Genomic DNA, 25,873 nt, shown 5'->3' with positions numbered 1-25,873 from the left:
AAATCAGATTTTTGGATGGAATAGTAGATGATAAGACAAAATATCTTTGAACATACAAAAAGACAAACGCCAAAAATGACGTCTGTCTACGTTCTGAGGTAGCCTTTAGGCTCCCTTTTTTCTTAGAAAATACCGATGAGTAATTGCATGCCAAGACTAGTCAGGATGATAGCAATCCAGCAAAGGGCTCCAAGAAGAATGGATTTTCCACTGGATTTGATCATAGCAACGAGGTTAGTTTTGAGACCAATAGCACTCATAGCCATGATGATGAGGAATTTGGAGAGCTGTTTGAGAGGTGAAAAGAAGCTATTGCTAACACCAAAAGAAGTAAGGACGGTAGTTAGCAGAGAAGCTAGGATGAAGTAGAGAATGAAAACGGGGAAGATTTTTTTAAGCTTTACTCCTTGGTTGTTGTCTTGTTGACGGCTTTGCCAATAGGAGAGGAAGAGAGTAATAGGGATAATAGCTAAGGTACGAGTCAGTTTGACAATGGTTGCAGATTCTAGAGTATTGGTATGATACAGACTATCCCAGGCGCTAGCTGTGGCTGTTACAGAGGAAGTATCGTTGACCGCAGTACCCGCAAAGAGAGCAAAACCTTCGTTGGAGAGATGGAGCCAAGAACCTAGAGTTGGAAAGATAAGAGCTGCCAAGACATTGAAGAAAAAGATAACAGAAATGGCTTGGGCTACTTCTTTTTCCTTGGCGTGAATAACAGGAGCAGTCGCTGCAATGGCAGAACCGCCACAGATAGAAGAGCCTACCCCAATCAAGGTAGCTAGCTTTGTATCCATGTTAAAAAATCGTTGGAAAAAGAAAGCAATAATTAAAGCGATAGAAATAGTCGAAAGGATGACAGGAAGGGAAGATTTTCCAACTGCGAAAACTTGAGAGATATTGAGTCCAAAACCAAGTAAGATAACAGCATACTGAAGCAATTTTTTGGAGCTATAAGTCAAACCAGCATCCAGTTGTTTATAGGGAGTGAGAAAGGGGTAGAGAATCATTCCGATAAAAATGGCGAAAACAGGTGCTCCCACAACAGGCAGAAAGCCTCCTAAAACCCAAGAGATGATAGAAATGATCAGACAGACTAACAGTCCTGCCCAATTTTTTGATAGAAATGACATAAAAACCTCCGAAAATAAATACTCCTTATTATAATCTTATCTGTCAGAAAAGTAAAATAGAAAGTAGGAATAAGGTTGTAAATTAACGGAATTTTGCGGTCAGAGAGCTTTTTGTAATATAATAGATATATGTTCTTTGATCAATAAGGATGCAAATGTGGCATATGTTATTGAAAAAAATGAATTTGATGAGCCTGGACATGTGAAGTAATTATGTGAGATAAGAAAATAAATAAGAGAGTTGAAAATGTACTGATCCCAAAAGTTAGACAGAAAAAAATCTAACTTTTGGGATCAGTACATATCCTCTTTATTTAATCTAATAGGTCCTTATTTTCAATTAAGAGTTCTAGTGGGGATTTATCTCTTGCTACAATAAAACCAGGTTCATATTGGGTATGAAATGTTCTTTTCTGAGAAGTTGGATCAATATACAATTCATCTCCATCTTCTGTGTATAGTTGGTTGCCTCTTGTTATGAATTTATAAGAAATTTTTATATTGAAAGTAATCAAAAATATTGAAATATAGCTGATTTTAGGGAACTACTTTTAGGTATTTTCAATGACATAATTTAAAAGTGGGGCAAAAATGGGGCAAAAACGAATGACTCATAAAGGTTTCTAATTTGGTTTGAAAAACCTATAATACCTAATGATTATGCCATACTAGATATATAGTGTTGTTATAAATAAAAATCAGTATGAAACCAAATCGGAGGATAAATCAGAAGAGATGGTTCAGACTAGATGGATACTAATCATATAATATTTACTATTAAATTATCAAAATAAATATATGACGGTATAATTAAAATTTCAGAACAAAATTAATCCTCAAATAAAAATTGAGTGTACTCAATGGTTATGGTATAATACACATGAAAATTATATCTAAAGAAAAGAGGAAACGCATAGCATTAAATTATAAAACCTTGTGGATACAACTCGCCAAAAAGGGATTAAAGAAAACAGAAGTTATTGTTATTGCACAGATTACAACTAATGTCATGGCACAGATGGGAAAAAATAAGCCAATCACATTTAAAAATTTGGCAAAAATATGTAATGCATTGGAATGTACTCCAAATGATGTATTTAGTTTTAAGGAGGGTGGAAATGAATGACTGAAATGAAAATAATGCTTGTAGAAGATGATACTAACTTAGCAGAACTTATAAAGATGTATTTAATATCAGAGAATTGGGAAATCAGCATTTTTCATACTGGAAAAGAGGCGTTAGAGGAATTTGAAAAAAATAAATATGATTTGATATTATTGGATATTTTACTTCCTGATATAAATGGATTTGAAATATGCAAAAAGATAAGAGAAACGTCCACTATGCCAATCATTATGCTTACTGCCTTAGAAGATCCTATTCATAGAGTGCAAGGATTGAATATAGGTGCAGATGACTATATCGTAAAACCGTTTGAACCATCTGAATTGATTGCGAGAATTAATTCTCATTTTAGAAGAAATTATGTATTTACAAAAAATATTGTAAATACAATTAATTGTGATAGAGAAGTTAATAATTTAAAGATTAGCATTAAAACACATAAAGTTTACTATGGTAATATAGAGATTGAACTAACACCAAAAGAATTTGATATTTTGTGGTTGCTTATGGAAGAACCTGGTAAAGTGTATAATATGGATGATATACACTATAAAATATGGGGTGATAAGGTGCTAGAAAATGAAGTTAACCCAGTTATGGTTCATGTAAGAAGAATTAGAAGTAAGTTTGAAAAGATTGGGTTAAAATCAGTCATATTAACTGTTTGGGGAGTGGGGTATAAAATCAATGGGTAAGAAAAACCGTTTTTTTGTGGAAGGTATTATTTATCAAATACTATGGATATTTTTAAGTACAATCCTATTTTTCATTATTTACAAAATAATGGATAATTCTTTTGTTGACAGTGTAGATCCAGAATTGCCATTAGATAAATTTGCTTCCTTTTATTTTGAAATAGGTAAATATATAATACTTTTACTAGGGGCGGTTGCTATATTGATAGGGACATTTATAATACAGAAAAAAAGGTTTTATGTATATAATCAATATTTTGAATCTGGACTGAATTATCTTAAAAGTGAAGATAAAGATTTAATACCATTTCATGAGTCATTATCAAAGGAACGAGATTTGTTTATAGAACTTCATAATTACAATAAAGAACTTGAAAAGGAGTATGAACTGGTATATAAAGAAAAAACAGATCTGCTAACGTATTTAGCTCATGATATAAAAACTCCTCTTGCGAATATGATAGGTTATATAACACTATTAAAAGACGAAAAAAATCTTTCTGAAGAACAAAAAAATAAGTTTGTTGATGTTATATATGAGAACATAAGATATTTAAATCGTTTAAGTGAAGATTTTTTTTCATATTTAAAATTCAATTTAAATGAAATTCCACTAAATTTAACGGATGTAGATATAAAAATTTTTTTTAGCCAGTGGGAAGAAGAAAAAAGTTTATCTATAAAAGATCATCTTTTAATTTTGGAGTTTTTAAATTTGGAAAACAGTAAGATTAAAACGGAACCACAACTTTTACTTAGAATAATGGAGAATCTGATTACAAATGCAGTTAATTATTCTGTGAAAGGAACAAGCATAAATATAAAGGTTGAGGAAATTAATGGAATGTTAAAAATAAGTGTTATAAACGATGTTTCTCCAAATTTAAATGTGAATTGGAATATGGTTACTTCAAAGTTTTATAGGGGAAATTTATCAAGACGAATAAGCAATAATGGATCGGGACTTGGACTTACAATTGTAAGTGACATTGTAAAACACTTGGGTGGAAATTTTGAAATTGGAGAGGAGAATAAAAGAGTTTGTGCTAAAGTAATACTTCCATATATATTAAATTAAATCGCAAAGAAAACGCAAGAATTATTTAAAGATACCGTTAAGTATAAAGCAAAGAGCTATTCTATAATATAAATAAGGATAGCTCTTTTATATTTGAATGGAATTATTAATTTGAATCATCATCTGTGATTATAAATATATAAAAAGGAGGTAGAGTTTTATGAATTATAATAATCCTCATAGGTATAGGAACGGAGATTGAGTAGAGTTTTTGAAAACTTTATTCGGAAGAAAAATTTTACAAAAAGTTTAAGTATTTGAGAGAGGAGAATTTTATCATGAAAAAATCATTGTCATTAGTATTATTAACAGGTTTTATGTTAGTATCATTCGTACCAGCATTGGCAGCAGAAAAAACAAACTTACCATATGTTGAAGGTCTTGGTTATGAGGTGGAAGTATTTGAAGAAGATTATACTCTGCCAAGGTTGTTCAGTTATGATAGCGGATGGAAAAGTTTTTTAGGTGGAAAATGGAGACATGGTGTAGGTAGTGTATATGTTTGGTCTAAATACGATCACAATAATAAAACACATAAAACTACAGTACAAGGTGCTGGTGGTAAATTCTCTTATTCGGGTTGGATAAACGCTGGAAGTAGAGCAGAAGCTTCTTGGGAAAAAGCTTCAAGTGGTAATAGAGCTTGGGCTGATGTTAAATAACAATAAATAAAAATAGTTGAACGAGTTTGAGCGGTACCACGTTGTTATTTTAGTATTGTGGCATTACTCATACTCGTTATTTTTATAAAGTTGGAGATGATGCAGAATGAAAAAAACAGTGGGTATACTGGCAATTTTACTAATTATAGTGATTGGTATAGGAAAGTTTTTCTATTCAGACGGTATGTTTTTAAATATATTCATAAAAGAGTTTAATACTACTGTAAACATTGTAACAAAGCCAGAAATAGCTGATAAAACAATAATTGAATTGCAGAAAATCGCCAATAAAAATGATTTAAGCTTCATAAAGGAAGAATATATTCCTAAGAATAGTAGATTTGATAAACAGAAAATAAAGATTTACATTCATCTAAATGATTCTGAATGGTTCAAGAAATCTTTTAGAAATATATCTATTACTGATAGCAAAGACAAATTGAATGATTTTGAGAATGTAAAATCAATGAGTTTACTCACGTCAAAAGATATAAGCTTAATTCCTTTTGAAAACGTCAGCAAGGAAAAAGTTAATGGGGATTATCATGTAAGAGGTACGGAAGTAAATATTAATGAGTTTATTGAAGAAATAAATCAAAATGAAAAATTAAAAACAGAGGTCGTGGTTAATCCGGATTTTACTGTTTCTAGTGAATTCACACAGAAACAAGCATATCTATATATGCTTATGATTTTTATTATATTTGTAGCTACTGTCTTTTGTCTAATTATTTATAATGGGATGCTTTCAAAGGAATTATCGATATCAATTTTACTAGGATACGACAAATTAACTTTAGCTATTTCTAAGGTTTTAAATATTCTTGCAATACCAGCAATAGTGGGACTTGTACTGACGATTGGAATTATAGAATATTTAGTTGCTCCTAGTGATATTTTAGGATTTATGATATCAATGAAAACAATACTTATTTTAGTTGCTTTTATAATAGGGGGGCTAATATCAATAGAGTTTATATTGATTTATCTCAAATTAAAAGGAATTAATGTTATTGCCTTATTGAAAGGTTATAGAAGAAGTTATCATAGAAGTTCTTTTTTTATAAAAACAGGGTCGATTGTTATGGTTCTTTATTTAGCAATTGTAAGTATTTTAGGACTCGCTGATTACTCGAGTATGAAACAATACATTCCAACTTGGGAAAGCTCAAAATATTATGCAAATTTGGCTTGTGCATGGTCTTGGAGTTATGAAAAAGATGATGATAAGTTCCATGAGATTGTTATTCCAAAGCTGAATAACTTATGGAATAGTTTGGACGATAGTGGAGCAATATTATTTAATGCCCCAAACGTTAGAAAAGAGGGAATGAATGATGATGAGGAGTATCTAAATCAACAACCGTTTCAAGGCAATTATGCCTATGTAAATAAAAATTATTTACATATTGCTAATCTCTTAGATAAAGATACGAATAAAATAGAACAATATAAAATACATGAAAATGAGTGGATTGTTTTTGTTCCAGAAGATGTTAAAATTACTGAATTTGACAAAGAAAAAATTCATGAAGATCATATTTTTCAAAATATAAAAAAACAAGGTACAATTACAGAAACATATGTAAGGCTGAAAGATAATCAAAGTGTATTTTCTTTTGATAGTGGCAAAAGAATTGATGAAGCAAACTTGAAAAATTATGTTTTGGTAGCAGTAAATGGGAAAGAATTACTCCCAGATTATGGAATCAAACTATCATCTTTAGTAAATGGGCAGCTACATCCATATGTTAAAGAGCCTAGTAGAGGATACGAGAGTTTGAAGGACATAATTGAAGAAACAGAATCTGAGCCGTTTATACTCTATATCAGCTCAGTCTACGATGATATAGTTTCAAGAATAGACGAATATAAGATGGAGGCAAGTATATATGTTATTGGTCTTGTCTTATCTATTGTTATTTTAGCAACGTTATTAAAAATAGATAAAGAAACATATTTTTATAATCATGGACAACGAATAGATGTTTCTAGGTTGTTGGGATATGGATTTTTTGATATACATCATAAGAAAATTATTGAAAATATCGTTGGTTATATCATAAGTATTATTATTTTATTTATGGTTATTATGGTAACAGGAGTAATAAGTGATGTTGGACTGTTTATACCAAGAGATGGTTGGAGTATGTCTAAACTTTTGATTAGTTTAATAATAGGTATTTGTGGAAGCCTTATATGTTTTGGCATAGAAATTTTACAACTAAAGAAAAGTGAAAGAAGCATTGTACTTAGGTTAAAGGAGGGGTGTTAAATGCAAAAAGAAAAGGAATTGCAAATAACCTTAAGAAATGTCTCTAAGAAATATGGGGAACACAGTATTTTGGAAAATATTAGTTTGGATATTTATAAAGGAGATTTTGTTTGTATCTTTGGGAAAAGTGGAGGAGGAAAAACAACACTTTTGAATATAATTGGGACATTAGAAAATTATGATAGTGGTAGTGTAACCTGTTTTTCAAATCGAGATCCTATAAAAGATCCTAAAGTAGGAGAGCTATTACGCAGAGAAAAAATTGCTTATTTATTTCAAAATTTTGCTTTGGTAGAAAAAATGACGGTTGAGGAAAATATGATGCTTGCTGCCAAATACAATCAAGAAAAAAATAAGAAAAATCTTATAGAAGCTGCCTTGAATAAAATGGGCATTTCAGACAAATTAAAATCGAAGGTTTATGAACTTTCAGGTGGAGAACAGCAAAGGGTAGCCCTTGCAAGAAATATGATAAAACCGTTTGAAATTATGTTGGCGGATGAACCGACAGGTTCTCTTGATTATGAGAATAAAAAAATTGTAATCGATACACTTATTAGATTAAATAATGAAGGTAAGACGATCGTAGTTGTAAGTCATGATAAGGACTTTGAAAAAGTAGCACATAAGAATTATATTATTGAAAAGTCAGCTATAAGGGAGGTGTTAAGATGAAAAGGAAGATTGCTTTATTAGTACCGGTTATAGCACTGTGCATTTGTGGTTTATTCTTTTACATGAACAGAAATAGTGATGATATTGATGTTGCATTTACAGTAAAAAATGAAACAAAAGAAAAAATAGATACAGTGGGTATTGCGATGGGGAAAAAATGTATTTTGAATAGAACAAATGGAGAAAAATTTTATTTTCCAAAAGATCTAGTCAAAGAAAAACAAGACAAAGCTATTGTTTTTGTAGTATCTAAAGATGGAATCATAGCAAAGTCAGGGGAAATAGATTTAAAAGAAAATAAAGAAGTAAGCATAAGGGGAATTAAAGAAGGAGAAATATCATTGGATATAGCTGCTCAAAAAACAGATATAAAAATTAGTATTCCTAGATTAGATGCTTGGAAAGTTAGTACAGATGAAAAATTTATCAAGGGTTCTTATGAAGCAAATACTGATTCGCAATATACATTATATTTATTAGGAAAAGGAGGAAAATTAGGTATTTCCAGTACAGAAATGAAAGGAATACGTGTTATTGCAAGTTGGGAAAAACCAAAAGATAAAATAGATAGTTGGCTTATATTTAATGATTAAAAACACAATATTTGTAATAAAAGTTGTAAAATAATAATTTATTGTTAGGGGAGGATTTTATACTGACCCCAAAAAGTTAGACAATTAGTTTATCCAAAGGATTTAGTTCTGTATTGCACAGGACTGAGTCCTTTTAGTTTTATCTTAATTCGTTTGATGTTGTAATAATCAATATAGTCTACAATAGCTTGTTCCAATTGCTCAAGTGAGTGAATGGTCTTCTCATAACGATAAAACATCTCAGACTTAAGAATGCCAAAGAAGGACTCCATCATGCCATTATCTGGGCTGTTTCCTTTACGTGACATAGATGCTGGATTCCTTTATCCTCTTTATTTAATCTAATAGGTCCTTATTTTCAATTAAGAGTTCTAGTGGGGATTTCTCTCTTGCTACAATAAAACCAGGTTCATATTGGTTATGGAGTGTTCTTTTCTGAGAAGTTGGATCAATATACAATTCATCTCCATCTTCTGTGTATAGTTGTTTGCCTCTCGTTAGGTAAAGTAAATCCTCTAAGTACTGTCCATCATTTTGTAGAAAATGTTCGATGTATTTGACAGCCTTTAAAATCTCACTTACTTTATCAGAGTATTCATTCGATTCAAGAACACTCTTTTCTAATTCAATCTCTGTACTCGTTCCAAAAAGTTGAGTTGGAGTTGCATTAAAATATTCTGCTATCTTATCCAAATTTGCAAAGGTAGGATAGCTTTTTTGTTTTTCATAATCAGAGATGTCTGGAAAGATTGCTCATAAAAAAATGTGGGGCAAATGATGGGGCAAATCAGTTATAGACAAGCAAAAAAGCCTTGGTTATCAAGGCTTTTACTGTTGAAGTTTGATGCCCCCTACAGGGCTCGAACCTGTGACCCATAGATTAAGAGTCTACTGCTCTACCAACTGAGCTAAGGAGGCAAATATAAAAAGCTGTATTGGTGCCGAAACTTCACGATTTGTATTGAACCCGCGCAATTAAGCAGGTGGGCAACTCGCTCTGACTTAGCTGCTTCCGCGTGAAACGGCCTGCATACTGCCAGAAGTCTTTTGTTTCCCTAATAATACAAAAAATAGTCGGTCAACACTTAAGTGTGAGTTCGTACACCACAGCGTTTCTATATGTATATGATACCACATTTTGGAAATATTTCAAGAAAAAATCTCATTTTTTTGAAACCGATGTCACTTTTTCTTAAATTGATCAATCTTCTCCTTGGTGGCTCCGAGAGCACGCTCGTACTTGCCGTTTTCATTGGGTATAAAGTAGGACGTGTGTTTGAGCTTGTCTGGCAGGTAGTCCTGCTTGACCCAGTTGCCAGGGTAGTTGTGGGGATATTTATAGTTTTGCGCATTCCCTAGTTCCTTGCTTCCAGCATAATGACCATCGCGGAGGTGACGAGGAATGGGAAGGTTGCCAGATGTCCTCAGATCAGATAGGGCCTTGTCCATGGCAACGTAGGCTGAGTTGGACTTAGGCGAAAGGGCTAGATCGATGACGATGTTGGCGATGAGAATGCGGGCCTCAGGAAAGCCGATGCGCTCCGCTGCTTGCAACGCCGTCACAGTATGAATCTGCGCATCTGGATTGGCCAGGCCGATATCCTCATAAGCGATGACGGTCAAGCGACGAGCTAGGCTGGGTAGATCTCCAGCTTCGATCAAACGAGCGGCGTAGTGAAGACTAGCATCGACATCCGAACCACGGATAGACTTTTGCAGAGCAGAGAGGACATCGTAGTGGCCGTCTCCATCTTTGTCCATAGTGATGTAGCTGCGCTGGAGGCTGTTTTCCATGATCTCTAGCGTAATATGGCGGATGCCTTCTGCATTTTCAGAGGTCGACAGCACCGCCAGATCGAGAGAATTAAAGGCCGAGCGAAGATCTCCATTGGTTGAGGTAGCGATGAAATCCAAAGCATCCTCATCGAGCACGACAGGAAAGTCAAAGCCACGGTCGGGATCATCTAGCGCCGTTTTCAGAGCTTGCTTGACCTCCTCCGTCGTCAAAGGTTCCAGCTCAAAGATCTGTACGCGGCTACGAATAGCGGGTGTGACAGAGAAAAAGGGATTTTCAGTCGTTGCACCGATCATGATGACCAGACCGCTTTCGAGCAAAGGCAAGAGAAAATCTTGCTTGGTTTTATCAAGGCGATGGATCTCATCCAAAAGCAGGACCAAGCCACCAGAAAATTTGGCTTCCTCTGCGATTTCTTGGAGGCGCTTTTTACTGTCAACCGTTGCATTAAAGGTCCGAAAGGCATACTTGGTCGTTCCTGCGATGGCAGAAGCAATACTGGTCTTTCCGATCCCTGGAGGTCCATAGAGAATCATGGAGGACAGACGATTGGCTTCGACCATGCGGCGGATGATTTTGCCTTCTCCGACCAGGTGTTGTTGACCGATGACTTGATCGATCGTTCGTGGTCGCATACGGAGTGCGAGATTGTCGGGCATTTCATTCTCCTTTCTAGCTTTGTCTCCTTTCAAAGAGGCGTTTTTTATGGTAAGATTGTAGTAACTATTGTATCATATTCCGCTCTAAGAGTGGGAAATTAGAAAGAGGACGCTATGTCTAAATACGGATTTTTGGATGTTTTAGAAGAGGAGATGGACAAGGTTTTTCCTTTTGATTTTGAGATCAATTGGGATAAGAAAAACCATGCGGTAGAAGTGGCTTTTCTCTTGGAAGCACAGAATACGGGAGGGGTTGCCCTGGTTGATGAAGCTGGCGAAGAATCTGATGAGGATATTTTCTTTGAAGAAGCCGTTATCTTCTACAATCCAGCCAAGTCTCATGTGGAGGAAGATGCCTATTTAACAGCGATTCCTTATGAGCCTAAAAAAGGCTTGTCTCGTGAGTTTCTAGCCTATTTTGCGACTTTCCTTAGAGATACAGCTGAGCTGGCCTTGGATGAGCTCATGGATTTCTTAGCAGACGAAGAAGCAGAGAGCTTTGAGATCGTCTGGAACCAAGAAGTTTTTGAAGAAGGCAAAGTTGGCCTAGAAGAAAGCACCTTTTATCCTTATCCGAGATACTAGGAGGGAAAGCTCATGCTTGAGGATTGCTTAGAAGCACGATTCGAATTTACGGGTTGTAAAATTGCCTTGATTTGTGAGGGGCAAATTTTGACCATCTTGCGCGATGATAAAGAAACGATTCCATACCCCAATATGTGGGACTTGCCAGGTGGTGGTCGGGAAGGAAATGAGACACCTTTTGAGTGTGTGGCGCGTGAGGTTTATGAGGAATTGAACATCCAACTGTCGAAAGATGACGTCATCTGGTCTGGGATCTATCCCAGTATGCTAGATGGGAACAAGAAATCTGTCTTTTTAGTTGGGAAGTTGACGCAGGAACAGTTCGAAAGTATCATCTTTGGAGATGAGGGACAGGGCTATAAGTTAGTGAGCTTTGAAGAGTTTTTAACTTCAGATCGAGTTGTTCCCCAATTGCAAGAACGAGTGAGGGATTATGTGGAGAAAAGTTTATGATAACACTTGAGAAAGCAGGAGCAGAGGATTTAGAAACCATTATTGCCATTCAAAGAGCCAGTTTTAAGGCAGTCTATGAGAAATACCAAGACGAATACGATCCTTATCTGGAGGACCGTGAACGAATTAAGTGGAAACTAGTCGAGCGTCCCAATAGCTATTACTACTTTGTAAAAAAAGATGAAGAAAACATCGGATTTTTACGAGTTCAGACCAATGAAGAGTTAACGAAAGCTTGGTTGGGGACCGCAGCGATTTTGCCCCAGTATCAAGGAAAAGGGTATGGTTCTGAAGGATTGCGCTTGCTAGAAGAGGAATTTTCAACCGTTTCACAATGGGATTTGTGTACGGTGTTACAGGATGCAGGCATGGTTACTTTTTACGAGAAAAACGGCTATCGTCAAACCCATATCGAGCCTGAAAAAGAAGGCATGGATATGGTCTACATGAAAAAATTGATAGAGAAATAGAAAGGATGGTTCGGTTAAATTTCTAAACTGAACCCGCCCTAAACACTGTGCCAAAAAGATAAACTTCTCTTAGACACAAGCGTCTTCAGAGAATTTCCTATTTTGGCTTTGTGTTTTACGGGCTTGGTATATTAATGATGGAAACATGGCAAGAGCTAAAAGTTACAGTGAAGCGTGAGGGTGAGGAACTAGTCTCCAACCTCTTGATCGAATTAGGCGCCCAAGGGGTCGCAATCGAAGACAGCATGGACTATGTGGGCAACGTCAATCGCTTTGGTGAGATATTTCCTGATGTCGAGCAGCAAGAAGAAATCGTGGTGACAGCCTACTACCCGGAAACGGTTGATGTAGCAGCGGTTGAAGCGGACTTGCAGACTCGGCTCGCAGAATTGACTGACTTTATGGATTTAGGAGAGGTCAAGATGGGGACGACTGCCTTGGCTGAGGAAGACTGGGCAGACAACTGGAAGAAATACTATGAACCAGCTCGCATCACTCATGACTTGACCATCGTGCCGTCATGGACAGACTATGAGGCAACGGCGGGAGAAAAGATTATCAAGCTGGATCCTGGTATGGCCTTTGGAACAGGAACCCACCCAACAACCAAAATGAGCCTCTTTGCCTTGGAGCAAGTCCTTCGTGGCGGGGAGACAGTGCTAGATGTGGGGACAGGATCAGGCGTCCTTTCCATTGCCAGCTCCCTTCTCGGTGCCAAGGAAATCTTTGCCTATGACTTGGATGATGTAGCGGTTCGCGTCGCTCAGGAAAATATTGAGCTCAATCCGGGCATGGAAAACATCCATGTAGCCCCAGGCGATTTGCTCAAGGGTGTGGAGATTGAGGCAGATGTCATCGTGGCCAACATCTTGGCGGATATCCTTATCCATCTGACAGAGGATGCTTATCGTTTGGTCAAGGACGAAGGTTACCTGATCATGAGTGGCATTATCAAGGACAAGTGGGACATGGTGCGTGAGTCGGCTGAGTCAGCTGGATTTTTCCTTGAAACCCACATGATCCAAGGGGAATGGAATGCCTGCGTCTTCAAGAAGACCAAGGATGTCTCCGGTGTGATTGGAGGCTAGCATGCAGCAGTATTTTGTAAAAGGTTTGGCTAGCTCATCTGTCACTATCGAGGACAAGGAAACCAGCAAGCACATGTTTCAGGTTATGCGCCTGAAAGAAGATGATGAGGTGATTTTGGTCTTTGATGATGGGATCAAGCGCTTGGCGCGCGTGGTCAATGTAGAATCCCGTCAGTTGGAGCTAATCGAGGAATTAGCAGACAATGTGGAGCTGCCAGTCCAAGTGACCATCGCATCAGGCTTTCCCAAGGGAGACAAGCTCGAGTTCATCACTCAGAAAGTAACCGAACTCGGTGCTAGCCAAATCTGGGCCTTCCCTGCGGACTGGTCAGTCGCTAAGTGGGATGGCAAAAAATTGGGCAAGAAGGTCGAAAAGTTAGAAAAAATTGCCCTTGGAGCAGCCGAGCAAAGCAAGCGGAATTTGGTCCCAAGTATTACCCTTTTTGAGAAAAAGGCAGACTTTCTGGCTCAGTTCGACCAGTTTGATCGGATCGTGGTGGCTTATGAAGAGTCGGCTAAAGAAGGAGAGGCGGCAGCTTTACTTCAGTCTCTGACCGGATTGGAAGCTGGAAGCAAATTGCTCTTTATCTTTGGTCCAGAGGGAGGCCTCTCCCCTGCAGAAATTGAAAGTTTTACAGCTAAAGGAGCAGTGTTAGCAGGACTTGGACCTCGCATCCTGCGAGCAGAAACAGCCCCACTCTACGCTCTTAGCGCAGTGAGTGTTGTCACAGAATTAATGAACTAACGAAGTGAAGAAATCGCTTCGTTAGTTTTTTTACAAGAATGATGAAAGCAAGGTGGATCCCAGAATGATCTTCGAGAAGTATCCGTATATTAAAGTAGCTTCATTGGTTCCCATCTGCTGCTAAAAGTGTTAAAATAGTATCCAAGAAACTGGAGAAAGTACATGCCGAAAGAAGAGAATTTAACAGGGGACCAAGTCGTTGCCCTTACAAAAAAATATTTATCACCTGAAGATGTTGCTTTTGTGCAAAAGGCTTTGGTCTATGCGGTTGATTGCCATAATGGGCAATTCCGTCAGTCTGGCGAGCCTTATATCATCCACCCAATTCAAGTAGCAGGAATCCTTGCCAAGCTGAAACTGGATGCTGTGACGGTCGCCTGCGGCTTTTTGCATGATGTCGTAGAAGATACGGATGCGACTTTAGATGATTTAGAGCGCGAATTTGGTCATGATGTGCGCGTGATTGTCGATGGGGTGACCAAGCTCGGGAAGGTCAAGTACAAGTCCCATGAAGAGCAGTTGGCGGAAAACCACCGCAAGATGCTCATGGCCATGTCTCAAGATATCCGTGTCATTTTGGTCAAATTGGCAGACCGCTTGCATAATATGCGTACTCTGAAGCACTTGCGCAAGGATAAGCAAGAGCGAATTTCGCGTGAGACCATGGAAATCTATGCGCCACTAGCCCACCGTCTCGGGATTTCCAGCGTCAAGTGGGAGCTTGAGGATTTGTCCTTCCGTTATCTGAATGAAGTTGAATTCTACAAGATTTCGCATATGATGAAGGAAAAACGTCGCGAGCGAGAAGAGTTGGTCGAAGAGGTTGTCCACAAGATCGAGACCTATGCTGGGGAACGCCATCTGCATGGGAAAATTTATGGTCGACCAAAGCATATCTATTCGATCTATCGCAAAATGCAGGATAAGAAGAAACGCTTCGATGAAATCTATGACTTGATTGCCATCCGCTGCATCCTGGACACTCCAAGTGATGTTTATGCCATGCTGGGCTATATCCATGAGCTCTGGAAGCCAATGCCGGGTCGATTTAAGGACTATATTGCCAACCGGAAGGCCAATGGCTATCAGTCCATCCATACGACTGTATACGGCCCTAAAGGACCGATTGAGTTCCAGATCCGAACCAAGGAAATGCATGAGGTTGCTGAGTACGGGGTTGCGGCTCACTGGGCCTATAAAAAAGGGATCAAGGGTCAAGTTAACAGCAAGGAATCGGCTATTGGGATGAACTGGATTAAGGAGATGATGGAACTCCAAGACCAGTCAGGCGATGCCAAAGAATTTGTTGAAAATGTAAAAGAAGACATCCTGGCAGAAGAGATTTACGTCTTCACACCAGATGGAACCGTGCGCTCGCTTCCGAAAGATTCTGGGCCGATCGATTTTGCCTATGAAATCCACACCAAGGTTGGGGAAAAAGCGATTGGTGCCAAGGTCAACGGCCGGATGGTGCCCCTTAATACCAAACTTCGGACGGGAGACCAGGTGGAGATTATCACCAATGCCAATTCCTTTGGTCCGAGTCGTGACTGGTTGACCCTTGTTAAAACTAGCAAGGCGCGCAACAAGATCCGTCAATTCTTTAAAAATCAAGACAAGGAATTGTCTATTAACCGTGGCCGTGACCTCTTGATGGCCCAATTCCACGAGCATGACTTGGTAGCCAATAAGTTCATGGATAAAAAGCACATGGACAAAGTGCTACAAAAATCAAGCTATAAGACAGAAGAAGCCTTGTTTGCGGCGATTGGTTTTGGAGAGATTGGGGCTATTACCATCTTTAACCGCTTGACGGAGGATGAACGCCGAGAAGAAGAGCGGGCTAAGGCACGCGCAGAAGCAGAAGAGCTGGTCAAAGGTGGCGAGGTCAAGGTTGAAAATAAAAAAGATACCTTGAAGGTCCGTCATGAAGGCGGCGTGGTTATCCAAGGAGCTTCTGGCCTCTTGATTCGGATTGCTAAGTGCTGTAATCCAGTTCCAGGCGATGAAATTGTCGGCTACATCACCAAAGGGCGTGGTGTCGCGATTCACCGCCGAGACTGCATGAATCTTCGCGCTCAAGACAACTACGAGCAACGCTTGATTGATGTAGAATGGGAAGATAACAACACGACTAAAGACTACATCGCCCATATCGATATTTATGGACTCAACCGTGCCGGACTTCTTAACGATGTACTCCAAGTCCTCTCCAATACAGCTAAGATGATCTCAACTGTCAATGCCCAACCAACCAAAGACATGAAATTTGCCAATATCCACATTTCCTTTGGGATTCCGAACCTATCGATGTTGACAACGGTTGTGGATAAGATTAAGAGTGTGCCGGAGGTGTACTCTGTTAAGCGTACTAACGGCTAAACGGCTACTCAGTTATCTTTTATAGCTTCGTTAGCTCGCCTTGCCGTACTGAAGTACTGTCTGTGTCTCGCTGCCTTGCCCTAAAAGCAACTGAACAGCCTTTGGTTTTCGGATAGTCTGCCTGCGTCTCACTGCCTTGTCTGAAGTTGATGTTCTTTGAAGGTTAGTAGTGAATGCCAAATAGATTTATAAAATAGGATAATCAAATGAAATTAGTGATTCAACGGGTTAAGAGTGCCTCGGTTTCCATTGATGGTCAAGTCTACAATGCGATCCAGCAAGGCTTGTTGCTCCTAGTGGGAGTGGGGCCTGAGGATGACCAGAAGGATTTGGATTATGCGGTCCGCAAGGTATCGCAGATGCGTATTTTCTCAGATGAGGAAGATAAGATGAATCTTTCGGTCAAAGATGTCCAAGGGGAAATCTTGTCGATCTCTCAATTTACCCTCTTTGCGGATACCAAAAAAGGCAACCGTCCTGCTTTTACAGGGGCTGCCAAGCCAGATATGGCCAGTCAGTTATATGATGCCTTTAATGATCAATTAGAAAAAGAAGTCCCTGTCAAACGAGGGATCTTTGGGGCCGATATGGCGATTGAATTGATCAATGATGGTCCAGTGACGATTTTGTTAGATACAAAAAATCCATAAGTAAGAAAACATGCAGTCGGTTTAGACTGCATGTTTTTCGATATAGAGTTGTTGGGCGATCACTTGGTTGATAGAAATTTCTTGTCCATGGATGATTAAGTGATAGAGGCCTGTGTAGTCATCATACCGTTGAAACGCGATAGTATTCCCAATCTGGAGATGGATCTGGTCTAAGAATTTTAGCAATTCATAGGTGTCATGGACCCTTTGCAGAATATACAGACCAGGTTGGGTCGCTTCGCTGAGACGGTCTTGGTAGGCTTCGACAAGCCTTTCGCCTTTCTTTGGAATTGTCCCACCGTGAGGGCAGGTCTTAGGAGTTCCAAGCATGTGATCCAGCTGGTCAATGAAATGTTCAGAAACGGTATGCTCGAGAACTTCTGCCTCTTCATGGACTTCTTCAGTTGTATAGTCAAGTTTTTCCAGAAGAAATACTTCGATCAAGCGGTGCTTGCGGTAGAGATCAGAGACCAACTGCGATCCTAGATCCGTTAGCAAATACCCACGAGACTTGTCCTTCACCAAGAGACCCTCTGAGATCATGCGCTTAATCATCTCGGTCACAGCGGGTGGAGAGACCTGCATGCGACTCGCGATTTCCTTGTTGCTAATTTTTTCTACTTCTGTGCCAATTTCATAAATGCACTTGAGGTAATCTTCTTTGTTTGGTGTCATGCTTTCCTCTTTTCTTCGCTCACTTCTAGTATATCAAAAATCTCCTCAAAAACGCTAGTGGAGTAATGAGAATTGTCTCAAGCTCCAAAAGATGGTAGTATAGAAGCATAGAAAGGACGGCACTATGAACAGACGGGAATTAGTGAGATTAGGCTGGAGAGAGAGTAGTTTAGCCTATCTAGAGAAGCACTTGCAGGGATTGAGAGATCCACAAGCCTATCAAGAACAATACCAGTCTGTCTTTTTCTTTGCCAGTCCTCTGTTTCAAAATATGTGGTTTCAAGAGATCAAAGATCTAACGGAAACAGCTGCCCAAGACTTGCTGAGGGGAGTCATGAAAATTCTTCTTATGCCAAGTGACCTGTCCGGAACTTGTGAAGAAACAGCCTTTCTTCTGAGTAGGATGGCTCCAGATTGTCCGCCAGGTTCCGACTTTTGGAAGGCTTTTTCACACGTCGTGCAAATCGCCTTTGAAAAGGATTCCTTATCAGATCAGTCGGGAGATCAGCTCTTGAAACGCCAGGTTCACCAGTTACGCTACCTACTTTCAAGTTACCAAGCCCAATGGGTTCGGACGCATAAGGCCAGAGCTGGACAGACTGACGAGGAGGCCTTACAAGCTTACATACAAAAGGCTAGAGCGGTCACGGTGGATGCTTATGCGGCTGCCCGCCTTCACAATAAGGTCTCCCTAGGGCCAGATGGTCACCTTCATTATCCATCAGGGGCCTCCCAACAAGTCAATTTCAAGGTCTTGTTAAATTTCCATACGGAGTATATTCTCGATCAAGCCGGGCGTTTTCTCAATGAAGTCGATCCAGTAGAAGTTTCTGAAAATGGCATTGTCAATGGGGCTAGTTTTAACTACGGGCTGGCTAGGGGACGGACCCATAAGGACTTAGATATTGACCCCGTCAAAGCTTGGGACCCAGCCTTTCGGAAGCAGGTCCTTTATCGTCAAGGTGTTCGCTATCTAGCCCCTAAAAATGATCGCAGTGTCGAAGGCTACTGGAGTCGAAAAGGGGTCTTTGCACAAGGAGGCAAGAGCTACAAGCAACAAGTGGCACAGCGCGTGCGGAGTTTCCTCAGAGGCATCCCTCGCTTACGCTGGCGCGTCCTCCTACAGAATGGACTTCATCGGATTTTATAGCAATGGAAAAGAGGTCGCAGACCTCTTTTTTCATTTATCCAAGTGCTTTGACGGCTTCGATTGCAGCGTCGTAATTGGGTTCGCTGTTGATGTTGTCTAGGTATTCAACGTAAGTCACCTTATTATCTGCATCTAAGACCAAGACAGCGCGCGCAAGCAAGTGCCATTCATTGATCAAGAGGCCGTAAGCTTTTCCGAAAGAATGGTCGTAGTAGTCTGAGAGCATGATAGCATTGTCGAGCCCTTCAGCAGCGCACCATTTACCTTGAGCAAAAGGAAGGTCGACAGAGACCGTCAAGACGACAGTGTCTTCCAAGTCCGATAAGGTCTTGTTGAAGTGACGTGTTTGCATCGAACAGATCCCTGTGTCGATGGATGGGATGATGCTGAGAACTTTTTTCTTGCCAGCAAAATCAGCTAAAGATTTCTTCTCCAGAGCTGGAGTAATCAATGAAAAGTCATGAGCAGTATCGCCAACTTGAAGTTGAGATCCGGTAAAGGTAACAGGGTTTCCTAAAAATGTTGCCATAAAAAGACTCCTTTTTTTGTTTTTATTGTACCGCAATACCGGAGGAGGGGCCACTGATTTGTTTAGAAATCTGAAGGGGCTACTGACTCAAACCTTCTGCGATCTTGTCTAAGTTCCACTTCATCATGCTGTAGTAGCTATCGCCCTTTTCTCCTTCTTTGGCAATGGAATCAGTGAAGATCTTTGCATAGATAGGGATATTGGTATCCTTAGACACAGTTTTCATAGGACGTTCATCGACACTGGATTCAACAAAGAGGGCCGGCACCTTGGTTTGACGGAGCTTTTCTACCAGCGTTTTGATTTGGTCAGGTGTGCCTTCTTCTTCCGTATTGATTTCCCAGATATAGGCAGATGGGACGCCATAGGCTTTGGAGAAGTACTTGAAGCAACCTTCGCTGGTTACGATCATCTTCTTCTCTGCTGGGATGTTATTGAATGCTTGCTTGGCTTCTTGGTCGAGCTTGCTGAGTTTTTCAGTATAAGCAGCTAGATTCTTTTCGTAGAAGTCCTTGTTTTTGGGATCTTTGGCGATCAATTGTTTGGCAATGTTTTTAGCGTAGATAATCCCATTTTCAAGGTTGAGCCAAGCGTGAGGGTCTTCTTTTCCAGCTTGGTTTTGGCCTTCCAGGTAGATGACGTCGACTCCCTCGCTAACAGCAAAATAGTCCTTGTTTTCTACTTTATTGGCATTTTTGACCAACTTGGTAAACCAAGCATTGCCACCGGTTTCAAGGTTGATCCCGTTGTAGAAGATCAGGTCTGCTTGCGAAGTTTTTTTGACATCTTCTGGTAGTGGTTCGTATTCGTGGGGATCTTTGCCGACGGGAACGATACTGTGGAGTTCGATCTTATCCCCAGCAATATTTTTGGTCATATCTGCAAGGATCGAATTGGTGGTGACCACTTTCAATTTACCAGAAGCTCCAGAAGAAGACCCCTTGCTACAGGCTAGAAGGCCAAATAAGAGCGCCACAAAGAGGGCGAGGACAGAAGCGATTTTTTTCATGTGTTTCTCCTTTAATGAGATGAAAGAGCGTGCTTGTTCTTTCTCTGCTTAGGAGCGATAAAAAAGCTGATGAGAAAGAAGACGGCAGAAGTGAGGACAATACAAGATCCAACGGCGATGTTCAAACTATAGCCAATAAAGAGTCCCAGAACGGATGCAAGAGCACCTAGGCTAGAGGACAAAAGCATCATGGACCAGAGGCTATTGGAATAGAGATAGGCTGTCGCAGCAGGTGTGATGAGCATGGCGACGATCAGAATGGTCCCGACACTCTGCATAGCAGTGACAGAAACCAAAGTCAAGAGCACCATGAGGAGGTAGTGATAGATCTTGACCCGGACGCCCATGGATTGAGCTAGAACGGGATCAAAAGAAGTAAGTAGCAAGGGGCGAAAGAGCAGGACAATTACCAGCAAGACCGCCACCCCAACACCGATGGTCATCCACATATCCTGGTCTTGCACGGCCAAGATATTCCCAAAGAGGATGTGGAAGAGGTCGGTGGAACTTTTTGCGACTCCAATCAGGATGACTCCTAAGGCAAGGAAAGAAGAAAAGGTAATCCCTATCGCTGTGTCGCTCTTGATGATGGAGTTACTCTTGATATAGGTGATAAGGATGGAAGCTAGAAGCCCAAAGACAATGGCGCCAATAAAGAAATTGATGCCAAGGATAAAGGACAGGGCCACCCCTGGAAGGACTGCGTGCGAGATAGCATCTCCCATGAGAGACATGCCTCGCAAAATAATGAAGCATCCGACAGCTCCAGCGACAATACCAATGGCAATGGCTGTGATCAGGGCATTCTGTAAGAAGTGGAATTGCTGTAATCCATCGATAAATTCTGTAATCATCCGACTCCACCTCCTATAAAGAGTTCATGCCCATAGGCTGCATGCAGATTCTCCTTGGTAAAGGTTTCCTCTGTTTTTCCAAAAGCGATCAGCTTGCGGTGAAGGAGGAGGACCTGGTCGAAATAAGCTGGGACCTTGCTGAGATCGTGATGGACGATCAGGATGGTCTTGCCTTCCTTTTTCAAGGTTTTTAGTGTTTGCATGATGATGTCTTCGCTAACGGAGTCAATCCCTGCAAAGGGCTCATCCAAAAAGATGACCTCTGCTTCTTGAACCAAGCAGCGGGCGATTAGGACCCGTTGGAATTGCCCTCCTGAAAGCTGACCAATCTGGCGATCTGCTAGATCAAGAAGATTGACAAGCTTCATGGCATTTTCCACCTTTTGGAGATCTTCTTTGCTTTTTCTCTTGAAGATAGAAAGATGGGGATAGAGACCCAGTGAGACACACTCCCGCACCGTGATGGGGAAGTGGAAATCAATAGCGGATTTCTGTTCGACGTAGGCCACCCGTTGAAGAGCTTGGCCGAGATCTTTTTGATCGAGCAGGACCTTTCCCGAATGAGGGAGAAGTCCTAGCATGGCCTTGATCAGGGTTGATTTTCCAGCTCCGTTGGGTCCAAGAATGCCTAGGATGGTTGGACCCTGGATGGTGAGGGAAAGATCCTCCAAGGCCAGTGTTTGCTGGTAAGCAACACTTAGATGTTCAATTTGAATCATGATTTTGCTCCTTTACTATTAATATACATAAATAAAAAAATTAAGTCAAGTTAATTTTTAAAATAATTTAGGTTAAATTTCTTGTAATCATTGAAAAAAGTTCCTATTTTTGATAAGGTTATTAGAAAAGAATGAAAGCGAGAAGATCATGGTACGTTTACAAGATGATTTTTATGATTACGTCAATGGGGAATGGGCTGAGACAGCTGTGATTCCTGATGACAAACCGTCAACTGGTGGTTTTATGGACTTGATCCAAGATATCGAAAACTTGATGTTGGATATCACTGGAAAATGGCAACGGGGAGAAGAGCTGCCTGAAGACAGCATTCTGCAAAACTTCGTCAAATACCACAAAATGGTGGCAGATTTTGATGCGCGAGAAGCAGCCGGTGTCGCTCCAGCTATGCCCTTGATCAATGAAATTAAGGCTCTGTCTTCTTTTGAAGACTATACCAGCAAGTTGGGGACCTATGAACTATCTGGCAAACCAAATCTCATGCCATTTAGCGTGTCACCAGACTTTATGAATGCCCAAATGAATGTCTTGTGGGGAGAGTCTCTTGCTCTCATCTTGCCAGATACAACCTATTATGAAGAAGGCAACGAAAAAGGCCCAGAATTACTGGCTATCTGGCGCCAAATGATGGAAAAACTCTTACCTAAATTTGAATTCTCAGAGGAAGAAATCAAGGATATCCTGGATAAGGTCATTGCGGCGGATGCAGAATTGGCCAAATATGTCTTGTCAAATGAAGAAAGATCCGAGTACAACAAACTCTATCATCCTTATGAGTGGGCAGATTTCAAGGCCTTGGTCCCAGAATTGCCACTCGATGCCTTCTTTACTGAAGTGATCGGACAAACACCAGATAAAATCATCGTGCCAGAAGAGCGTTTCTGGAAGGAATTCGCACCAAAATACTACTCGGCAGCCAACTGGGAAACCATTCATGCTAAATTGAAACTCGGTGCAGCTTTAGATTGGACGTCTTTCTTGACGGAAGAAATCCGTGTCTTGTCTGGTGAATATGGACGGATCATCACGGGGATTCCAGAACCTCGTCCAAAAGAAAAAGCAGCTCTGGCCTTGGCAGAAGGACCTTATAGCCAAGCACTTGGACTCTGGTATGCGGGAGAAAAATTCTCACCAGAAGCAAAAGCAGACGTAGAGCATAAAGTAGCGACCATGATTGACGTCTATAAGGAGCGCTTAGAAAAAGCAGACTGGCTCGCTCCTGAAACTCGTGAAAAAGCCATTGTCAAACTCAATGTCATCACACCACATATCGGCTACCCTGAAAAATTACCAGAAACATACGCCAAAAAAATCATCGACGAAAGCAAGACCTTGGTGGAAAATGCTCAAGCCCTTTACGAAATTTCCATTGCCCATACTTGGAGCAAGTGGAACCAACCAGTTGATCGGAGCGAATGGCACATGCCAGCCCATCTGGTCAATGCTTACTATGATCCGCAACAGAACCAAATCGTCTTCCCAGCAGCGATTTTACAAGCACCTTTCTATGACCTTCACCAATCATCATCAGCCAACTACGGTGGAATCGGTGCAGTCATTGCCCATGAAATCTCCCACGCCTTTGACACTAATGGTGCTTCCTTTGACGAGCACGGTAGCTTGAAAGACTGGTGGAAACCAGAAGATTACGAAGCCTTTACCGCTCGTACACAAAAAGTTATCGATCAGTTTGAAGGGCAAGACTCTTACGGTGCTAAGATCAACGGGAAATTGACCGTTTCTGAAAACGTGGCAGACCTCGGCGGTATCGCTGCAGCCCTTGAGGCAGCGAAGAAAGAGGAAGATTTCTCAGCAGAAGAATTCTTCACCAACTTTGCTCGCATCTGGCGCATGAAAGCTCGGACAGAGTACATGCAACTCCTCGCAAGTGTCGATGTCCACGCACCAGGAAAACTACGTACCAATGTTCAATTACCAAACTTTGACGAATTCTTTGAAACCTTTGATGTCAAAGAAGGCGACGGCATGTGGCGCGCACCAGAAGACCGCGTGATCATTTGGTAGTCTAAGATACTAAGCCCGTAAAAAAAGCGAGAAGAAAATAGGAGATTGACCATGTGGGCCATGCCCACCAGGCAATCTCTCTTTTTCTCGACGGTCGTAAAAAAATAAAAATCCCCAAAGCCAAGTTTCAATCTACTGAAACTAGTTTTGGGGATTTTTGAGTGGATTAGAAATAACAGTGAATGTCATGATCTAAAAAAACTTGCTGGTAGTCATATAAATCTTCTGGATGCAGGGCTTTTATTCCTTCCATTTCATAGCGACGTCCTAAAAGCTTGTATTTGTTTTCTCCAAACTGGTGAAATGGGAGAAGTTGTACTTCATCGATGTTGAGAGAATTAAAAAGGGAAGCAAATTCTTCAGCATCAGTTAAAGAGTCATTGAAATTAGGAATGACTGGAATACGTAAAACGATTGTTTTGTTTTGAGCAAAGGCATAATGAATATTTTTAATAATCAGATGATTGTTGACTCCGACAACCTTCTTATGTTTAAGTGTATTGTAATGTTTAAGGTCTGTATAAATAAAATCAACATACTGAATGAGATCGACAAATTTCTCATGTTCAACAAAAGCTGTCGTTTCGATTGCAGTATGAAGTCCAACTTCTTTCGCAGCTTTTAAGATAGCTTTGGCAAATTCAAATTGAGCGAAGATTTCTCCACCAGACAGGGTAAGGCCACCACCAGATTCTTCGTAGAAGTCAACGTCTTTTAAGACATCATCTATGATCTCGGTAACTGTTTTTTCTTCTCCTGTGATGGTTTCCTTTTTAGTAACAGCATCCAACATTTTTTCAGGATTTGCACGCTGGGATTCAGGATTGGAGCACCATGGACAACGTAGGGGACATCCTTTTAAAAATACAGTAGTTCGGATTCCAGGGCCATCATGGATACTAAAGTGTTGGATATTAAAGATTATGCCGCGATTTTGTTCCATATTTTTGCTCTCCTATCAATCTAGTAAGTCCATTATACATTATTTAAGAAACTAATTCAATTACGAACGAAAGTTTATTTTGTTTTGAATTCACTCGAAAATTTGCTAAAATAGAGAAGAGGTAAAAACAATGCAACGTTTAGATGAAATATTGAAATTAGTATCGGAATTTGAAAAGATTGATGTTAATAGTTTGTCTGAGAAATTACAAGTCTCTAAAGTGACCATTCGAAAGGATTTGGACAAGCTAGAATCCAAAGGATTATTGCATAGAGAACACGGCTATGCTGTTTTAAATAGTGGAGATGATATCAATGTTCGACTGTCCTTTCAATATGATACCAAGAAAAGAATAGCCAGGGAAGCTGCTAAATTAATTAAGGATAACGACACGGTTTTGATTGAATCGGGCTCTACATGTGCCTTGCTAGCGGAAGAAATTTGCCAAACAAAAAAGAATGTCAAGATTGTGACAAATTCTTACTTTATTGCAGATTATATTCAGGAATATGATTCTTGTAAAATCATCCTACTTGGTGGTGAATTTCAAAAAGAATCGAGAGTGACTGTAGGTCCGCTTTTGAAAGAATTAATCCGCTCTTTTAGAGTTCCCTTTGCTTTTGTAGGGGTAGACGGATATGATGACGAACTTGGCTTTACTGGGAAAGATATGATGAGAAGTGAAGTTGTTCAAGCTATGTCCGATGTTTCTAAAGAAGTGATTGTCTTAACAGATTCAAGTAAATTTGGGAAATGTGGAACTGTCAGACGATTTGCACTTTCACAAGTTTCGAGAGTCATAACAGATAAGAATATATCTCAAGAAGCGAAAGAAAAACTTGAGGATTCACAAACAATTTTAACTTTAGTATAAGAAGGAGAAGCC

26 protein-coding genes, 1 tRNA gene, 1 other RNA gene and 2 pseudogenes are annotated in these 25,873 nt (G+C 40.0%); 17 read left to right on the top strand and 13 right to left on the bottom strand.

The annotated features are described in order from the left end of the window. Positions 1–122: 122 nt before the first annotated feature. Entirely contained in the window at positions 123–1,133 is a 1,011-nt protein-coding gene (locus tag H7T92_RS03190; RefSeq protein WP_003009857.1) for a YeiH family protein, read from the bottom strand. Positions 1,134–1,447: 314 nt separating this feature from the next. Next, positions 1,448–1,669, bottom strand: a pseudogene (locus H7T92_RS03185) (XRE family transcriptional regulator); the annotation flags it as partial. Between the two features lie 377 nt (positions 1,670–2,046). Here H7T92_RS03185 and H7T92_RS03180 point away from each other — a divergent pair. The 7 genes from H7T92_RS03180 (at position 2,047) to H7T92_RS03150 (ending at position 8,237) form a co-directional block, all read left to right on the top strand. Continuing rightward, complete coding sequence (locus tag H7T92_RS03180) at positions 2,047–2,259, top strand: helix-turn-helix domain-containing protein (protein ID WP_040803168.1); 213 nt, start codon at positions 2,047–2,049, stop codon at positions 2,257–2,259. Further along, positions 2,256–2,954 carry a response regulator transcription factor gene (locus tag H7T92_RS03175; protein WP_006595095.1) on the top strand — a complete coding sequence of 233 codons (699 nt, stop codon included), beginning with the start codon at positions 2,256–2,258 and terminating at the stop codon, positions 2,952–2,954. The genes H7T92_RS03180 and H7T92_RS03175 overlap by 4 nt, the downstream gene beginning before the upstream one ends. Next, entirely contained in the window at positions 2,947–4,032 is a 1,086-nt protein-coding gene (locus tag H7T92_RS03170; protein WP_006595094.1) for a sensor histidine kinase, read from the top strand. Before H7T92_RS03175 ends, H7T92_RS03170 begins: the two co-directional genes overlap by 8 nt. Before the next feature lie 278 nt (positions 4,033–4,310). Then, positions 4,311–4,694 carry a lactococcin 972 family bacteriocin gene (locus tag H7T92_RS03165; RefSeq protein WP_006595093.1) on the top strand — a complete coding sequence of 128 codons (384 nt, stop codon included), beginning with the start codon at positions 4,311–4,313 and terminating at the stop codon, positions 4,692–4,694. A 106-nt stretch (positions 4,695–4,800) separates the two neighbouring features. Beyond that, on the top strand, positions 4,801–6,969 hold the full coding sequence (locus H7T92_RS03160; RefSeq protein WP_201037027.1) for a hypothetical protein: 2,169 nt from the start codon (positions 4,801–4,803) through the stop codon (positions 6,967–6,969). Then, complete coding sequence (locus tag H7T92_RS03155) at positions 6,970–7,644, top strand: ATP-binding cassette domain-containing protein (protein WP_006595091.1); 675 nt, start codon at positions 6,970–6,972, stop codon at positions 7,642–7,644. Further along, entirely contained in the window at positions 7,641–8,237 is a 597-nt protein-coding gene (locus tag H7T92_RS03150) for a conjugal transfer protein (RefSeq protein ID WP_201037025.1), read from the top strand. The genes H7T92_RS03155 and H7T92_RS03150 overlap by 4 nt, the downstream gene beginning before the upstream one ends. An 89-nt stretch (positions 8,238–8,326) precedes the next feature. On the opposite strand, the pseudogene H7T92_RS03145 reads toward H7T92_RS03150, so the two are convergent. From H7T92_RS03145 to H7T92_RS03125, 5 genes and pseudogenes are all read right to left on the bottom strand, one after another. Next, positions 8,327–8,551, bottom strand: a pseudogene (locus H7T92_RS03145) (IS3 family transposase); the annotation flags it as partial. A gap of 22 nt (positions 8,552–8,573) precedes the next feature. After that, on the bottom strand, positions 8,574–8,987 hold the full coding sequence (locus H7T92_RS03140; RefSeq protein ID WP_311625991.1) for a helix-turn-helix domain-containing protein: 414 nt from the start codon (positions 8,985–8,987) through the stop codon (positions 8,574–8,576). A 95-nt stretch (positions 8,988–9,082) separates the two neighbouring features. Beyond that, positions 9,083–9,155: transfer RNA gene (locus H7T92_RS03135), tRNA-Lys, on the bottom strand. Between the two features lie 5 nt (positions 9,156–9,160). Continuing rightward, a non-coding RNA gene (gene ssrS, locus H7T92_RS03130) (6S RNA) lies at positions 9,161–9,353 on the bottom strand. A 66-nt stretch (positions 9,354–9,419) separates the two neighbouring features. Further along, positions 9,420–10,691, bottom strand: coding sequence for a replication-associated recombination protein A (locus tag H7T92_RS03125; RefSeq protein ID WP_201037022.1), 1,272 nt, complete (start codon positions 10,689–10,691; stop codon positions 9,420–9,422). A 114-nt stretch (positions 10,692–10,805) separates the two neighbouring features. Here H7T92_RS03125 and H7T92_RS03120 point away from each other — a divergent pair, with 114 nt between their 5' ends. The 7 genes from H7T92_RS03120 to dtd all read left to right on the top strand — a co-directional run bounded on the left by H7T92_RS03120 (position 10,806) and on the right by dtd (position 17,064). Further along, entirely contained in the window at positions 10,806–11,276 is a 471-nt protein-coding gene (locus tag H7T92_RS03120) for a DUF3013 family protein (protein ID WP_003014200.1), read from the top strand. A gap of 12 nt (positions 11,277–11,288) precedes the next feature. Then, the gene (locus tag H7T92_RS03115) at positions 11,289–11,729 is read left to right on the top strand and encodes an NUDIX hydrolase (protein WP_201037020.1); all 441 of its coding nucleotides are present in this window, start codon (positions 11,289–11,291) and stop codon (positions 11,727–11,729) included. After that, positions 11,726–12,199, top strand: coding sequence for a GNAT family N-acetyltransferase (locus tag H7T92_RS03110; RefSeq protein ID WP_070594745.1), 474 nt, complete (start codon positions 11,726–11,728; stop codon positions 12,197–12,199). The genes H7T92_RS03115 and H7T92_RS03110 overlap by 4 nt, the downstream gene beginning before the upstream one ends. A 137-nt stretch (positions 12,200–12,336) precedes the next feature. After that, a complete protein-coding gene (prmA, locus tag H7T92_RS03105; protein WP_201037092.1) occupies positions 12,337–13,287 on the top strand; it encodes a 50S ribosomal protein L11 methyltransferase in 951 nt (316 codons plus the stop codon). Between the two features lies 1 nt (position 13,288). Continuing rightward, complete coding sequence (locus tag H7T92_RS03100; RefSeq protein WP_201037018.1) at positions 13,289–14,032, top strand: 16S rRNA (uracil(1498)-N(3))-methyltransferase; 744 nt, start codon at positions 13,289–13,291, stop codon at positions 14,030–14,032. 162 nt (positions 14,033–14,194) lie between these two features. After that, positions 14,195–16,414 carry a RelA/SpoT family protein gene (locus tag H7T92_RS03095; protein WP_070465231.1) on the top strand — a complete coding sequence of 740 codons (2,220 nt, stop codon included), beginning with the start codon at positions 14,195–14,197 and terminating at the stop codon, positions 16,412–16,414. A gap of 206 nt (positions 16,415–16,620) precedes the next feature. Then, positions 16,621–17,064, top strand: coding sequence for a D-aminoacyl-tRNA deacylase (dtd, locus tag H7T92_RS03090; protein ID WP_003004672.1), 444 nt, complete (start codon positions 16,621–16,623; stop codon positions 17,062–17,064). 21 nt (positions 17,065–17,085) lie between these two features. On the opposite strand, the gene H7T92_RS03085 is transcribed toward dtd, so the two are convergent. Next, on the bottom strand, positions 17,086–17,739 hold the full coding sequence (locus H7T92_RS03085; RefSeq protein ID WP_023919592.1) for a metal-dependent transcriptional regulator: 654 nt from the start codon (positions 17,737–17,739) through the stop codon (positions 17,086–17,088). Between the two features lie 124 nt (positions 17,740–17,863). Between H7T92_RS03085 and H7T92_RS03080 the strand changes: the two genes are divergently transcribed. Continuing rightward, positions 17,864–18,889 (top strand): DUF3114 domain-containing protein, encoded by a 1,026-nt coding sequence (locus H7T92_RS03080; RefSeq protein WP_201037017.1) that lies wholly within the window; start codon positions 17,864–17,866, stop codon positions 18,887–18,889. A gap of 34 nt (positions 18,890–18,923) precedes the next feature. Here the strand turns inward: H7T92_RS03080 and tpx are convergent, their stop codons facing one another. From tpx to H7T92_RS03060, 4 genes are all read right to left on the bottom strand, one after another. Beyond that, on the bottom strand, positions 18,924–19,418 hold the full coding sequence (gene tpx, locus H7T92_RS03075; RefSeq protein ID WP_201037015.1) for a thiol peroxidase: 495 nt from the start codon (positions 19,416–19,418) through the stop codon (positions 18,924–18,926). Between the two features lie 79 nt (positions 19,419–19,497). After that, the gene (gene fimA / locus H7T92_RS03070) at positions 19,498–20,427 is read right to left on the bottom strand and encodes a metal ABC transporter substrate-binding lipoprotein/fibrin-binding adhesin FimA (RefSeq protein WP_201037013.1); all 930 of its coding nucleotides are present in this window, start codon (positions 20,425–20,427) and stop codon (positions 19,498–19,500) included. An 11-nt stretch (positions 20,428–20,438) separates the two neighbouring features. After that, a complete protein-coding gene (locus tag H7T92_RS03065) occupies positions 20,439–21,281 on the bottom strand; it encodes a metal ABC transporter permease (RefSeq protein WP_118397261.1) in 843 nt (280 codons plus the stop codon). Further along, entirely contained in the window at positions 21,278–22,000 is a 723-nt protein-coding gene (locus H7T92_RS03060) for a metal ABC transporter ATP-binding protein (protein ID WP_151191177.1), read from the bottom strand. Before H7T92_RS03060 ends, H7T92_RS03065 begins: the two co-directional genes overlap by 4 nt. Before the next feature lie 148 nt (positions 22,001–22,148). On the opposite strand from H7T92_RS03060, the gene H7T92_RS03055 reads away from it, so the two are divergent. Beyond that, positions 22,149–24,044, top strand: a complete 1,896-nt coding sequence (locus H7T92_RS03055) for a M13 family metallopeptidase (protein ID WP_118095953.1) — start codon at positions 22,149–22,151, stop codon at positions 24,042–24,044. Between the two features lie 166 nt (positions 24,045–24,210). On the opposite strand, the gene H7T92_RS03050 is transcribed toward H7T92_RS03055, so the two are convergent. After that, positions 24,211–24,987 carry a glycyl-radical enzyme activating protein gene (locus H7T92_RS03050; protein ID WP_048691616.1) on the bottom strand — a complete coding sequence of 259 codons (777 nt, stop codon included), beginning with the start codon at positions 24,985–24,987 and terminating at the stop codon, positions 24,211–24,213. Positions 24,988–25,117: 130 nt separating this feature from the next. Here H7T92_RS03050 and H7T92_RS03045 point away from each other — a divergent pair, with 130 nt between their 5' ends. Continuing rightward, entirely contained in the window at positions 25,118–25,861 is a 744-nt protein-coding gene (locus tag H7T92_RS03045) for a DeoR/GlpR family DNA-binding transcription regulator (RefSeq protein ID WP_048717589.1), read from the top strand. Positions 25,862–25,873: the final 12 nt, after the last annotated feature.

Source organism: Streptococcus parasanguinis, from assembly GCF_016648855.1.
GTDB classification, from domain to species: domain Bacteria; phylum Bacillota; class Bacilli; order Lactobacillales; family Streptococcaceae; genus Streptococcus; species Streptococcus parasanguinis_L.
Note: the sequence above shows the minus strand (reverse complement) of the source record. Positions and strands in the feature narration are given on the sequence as shown.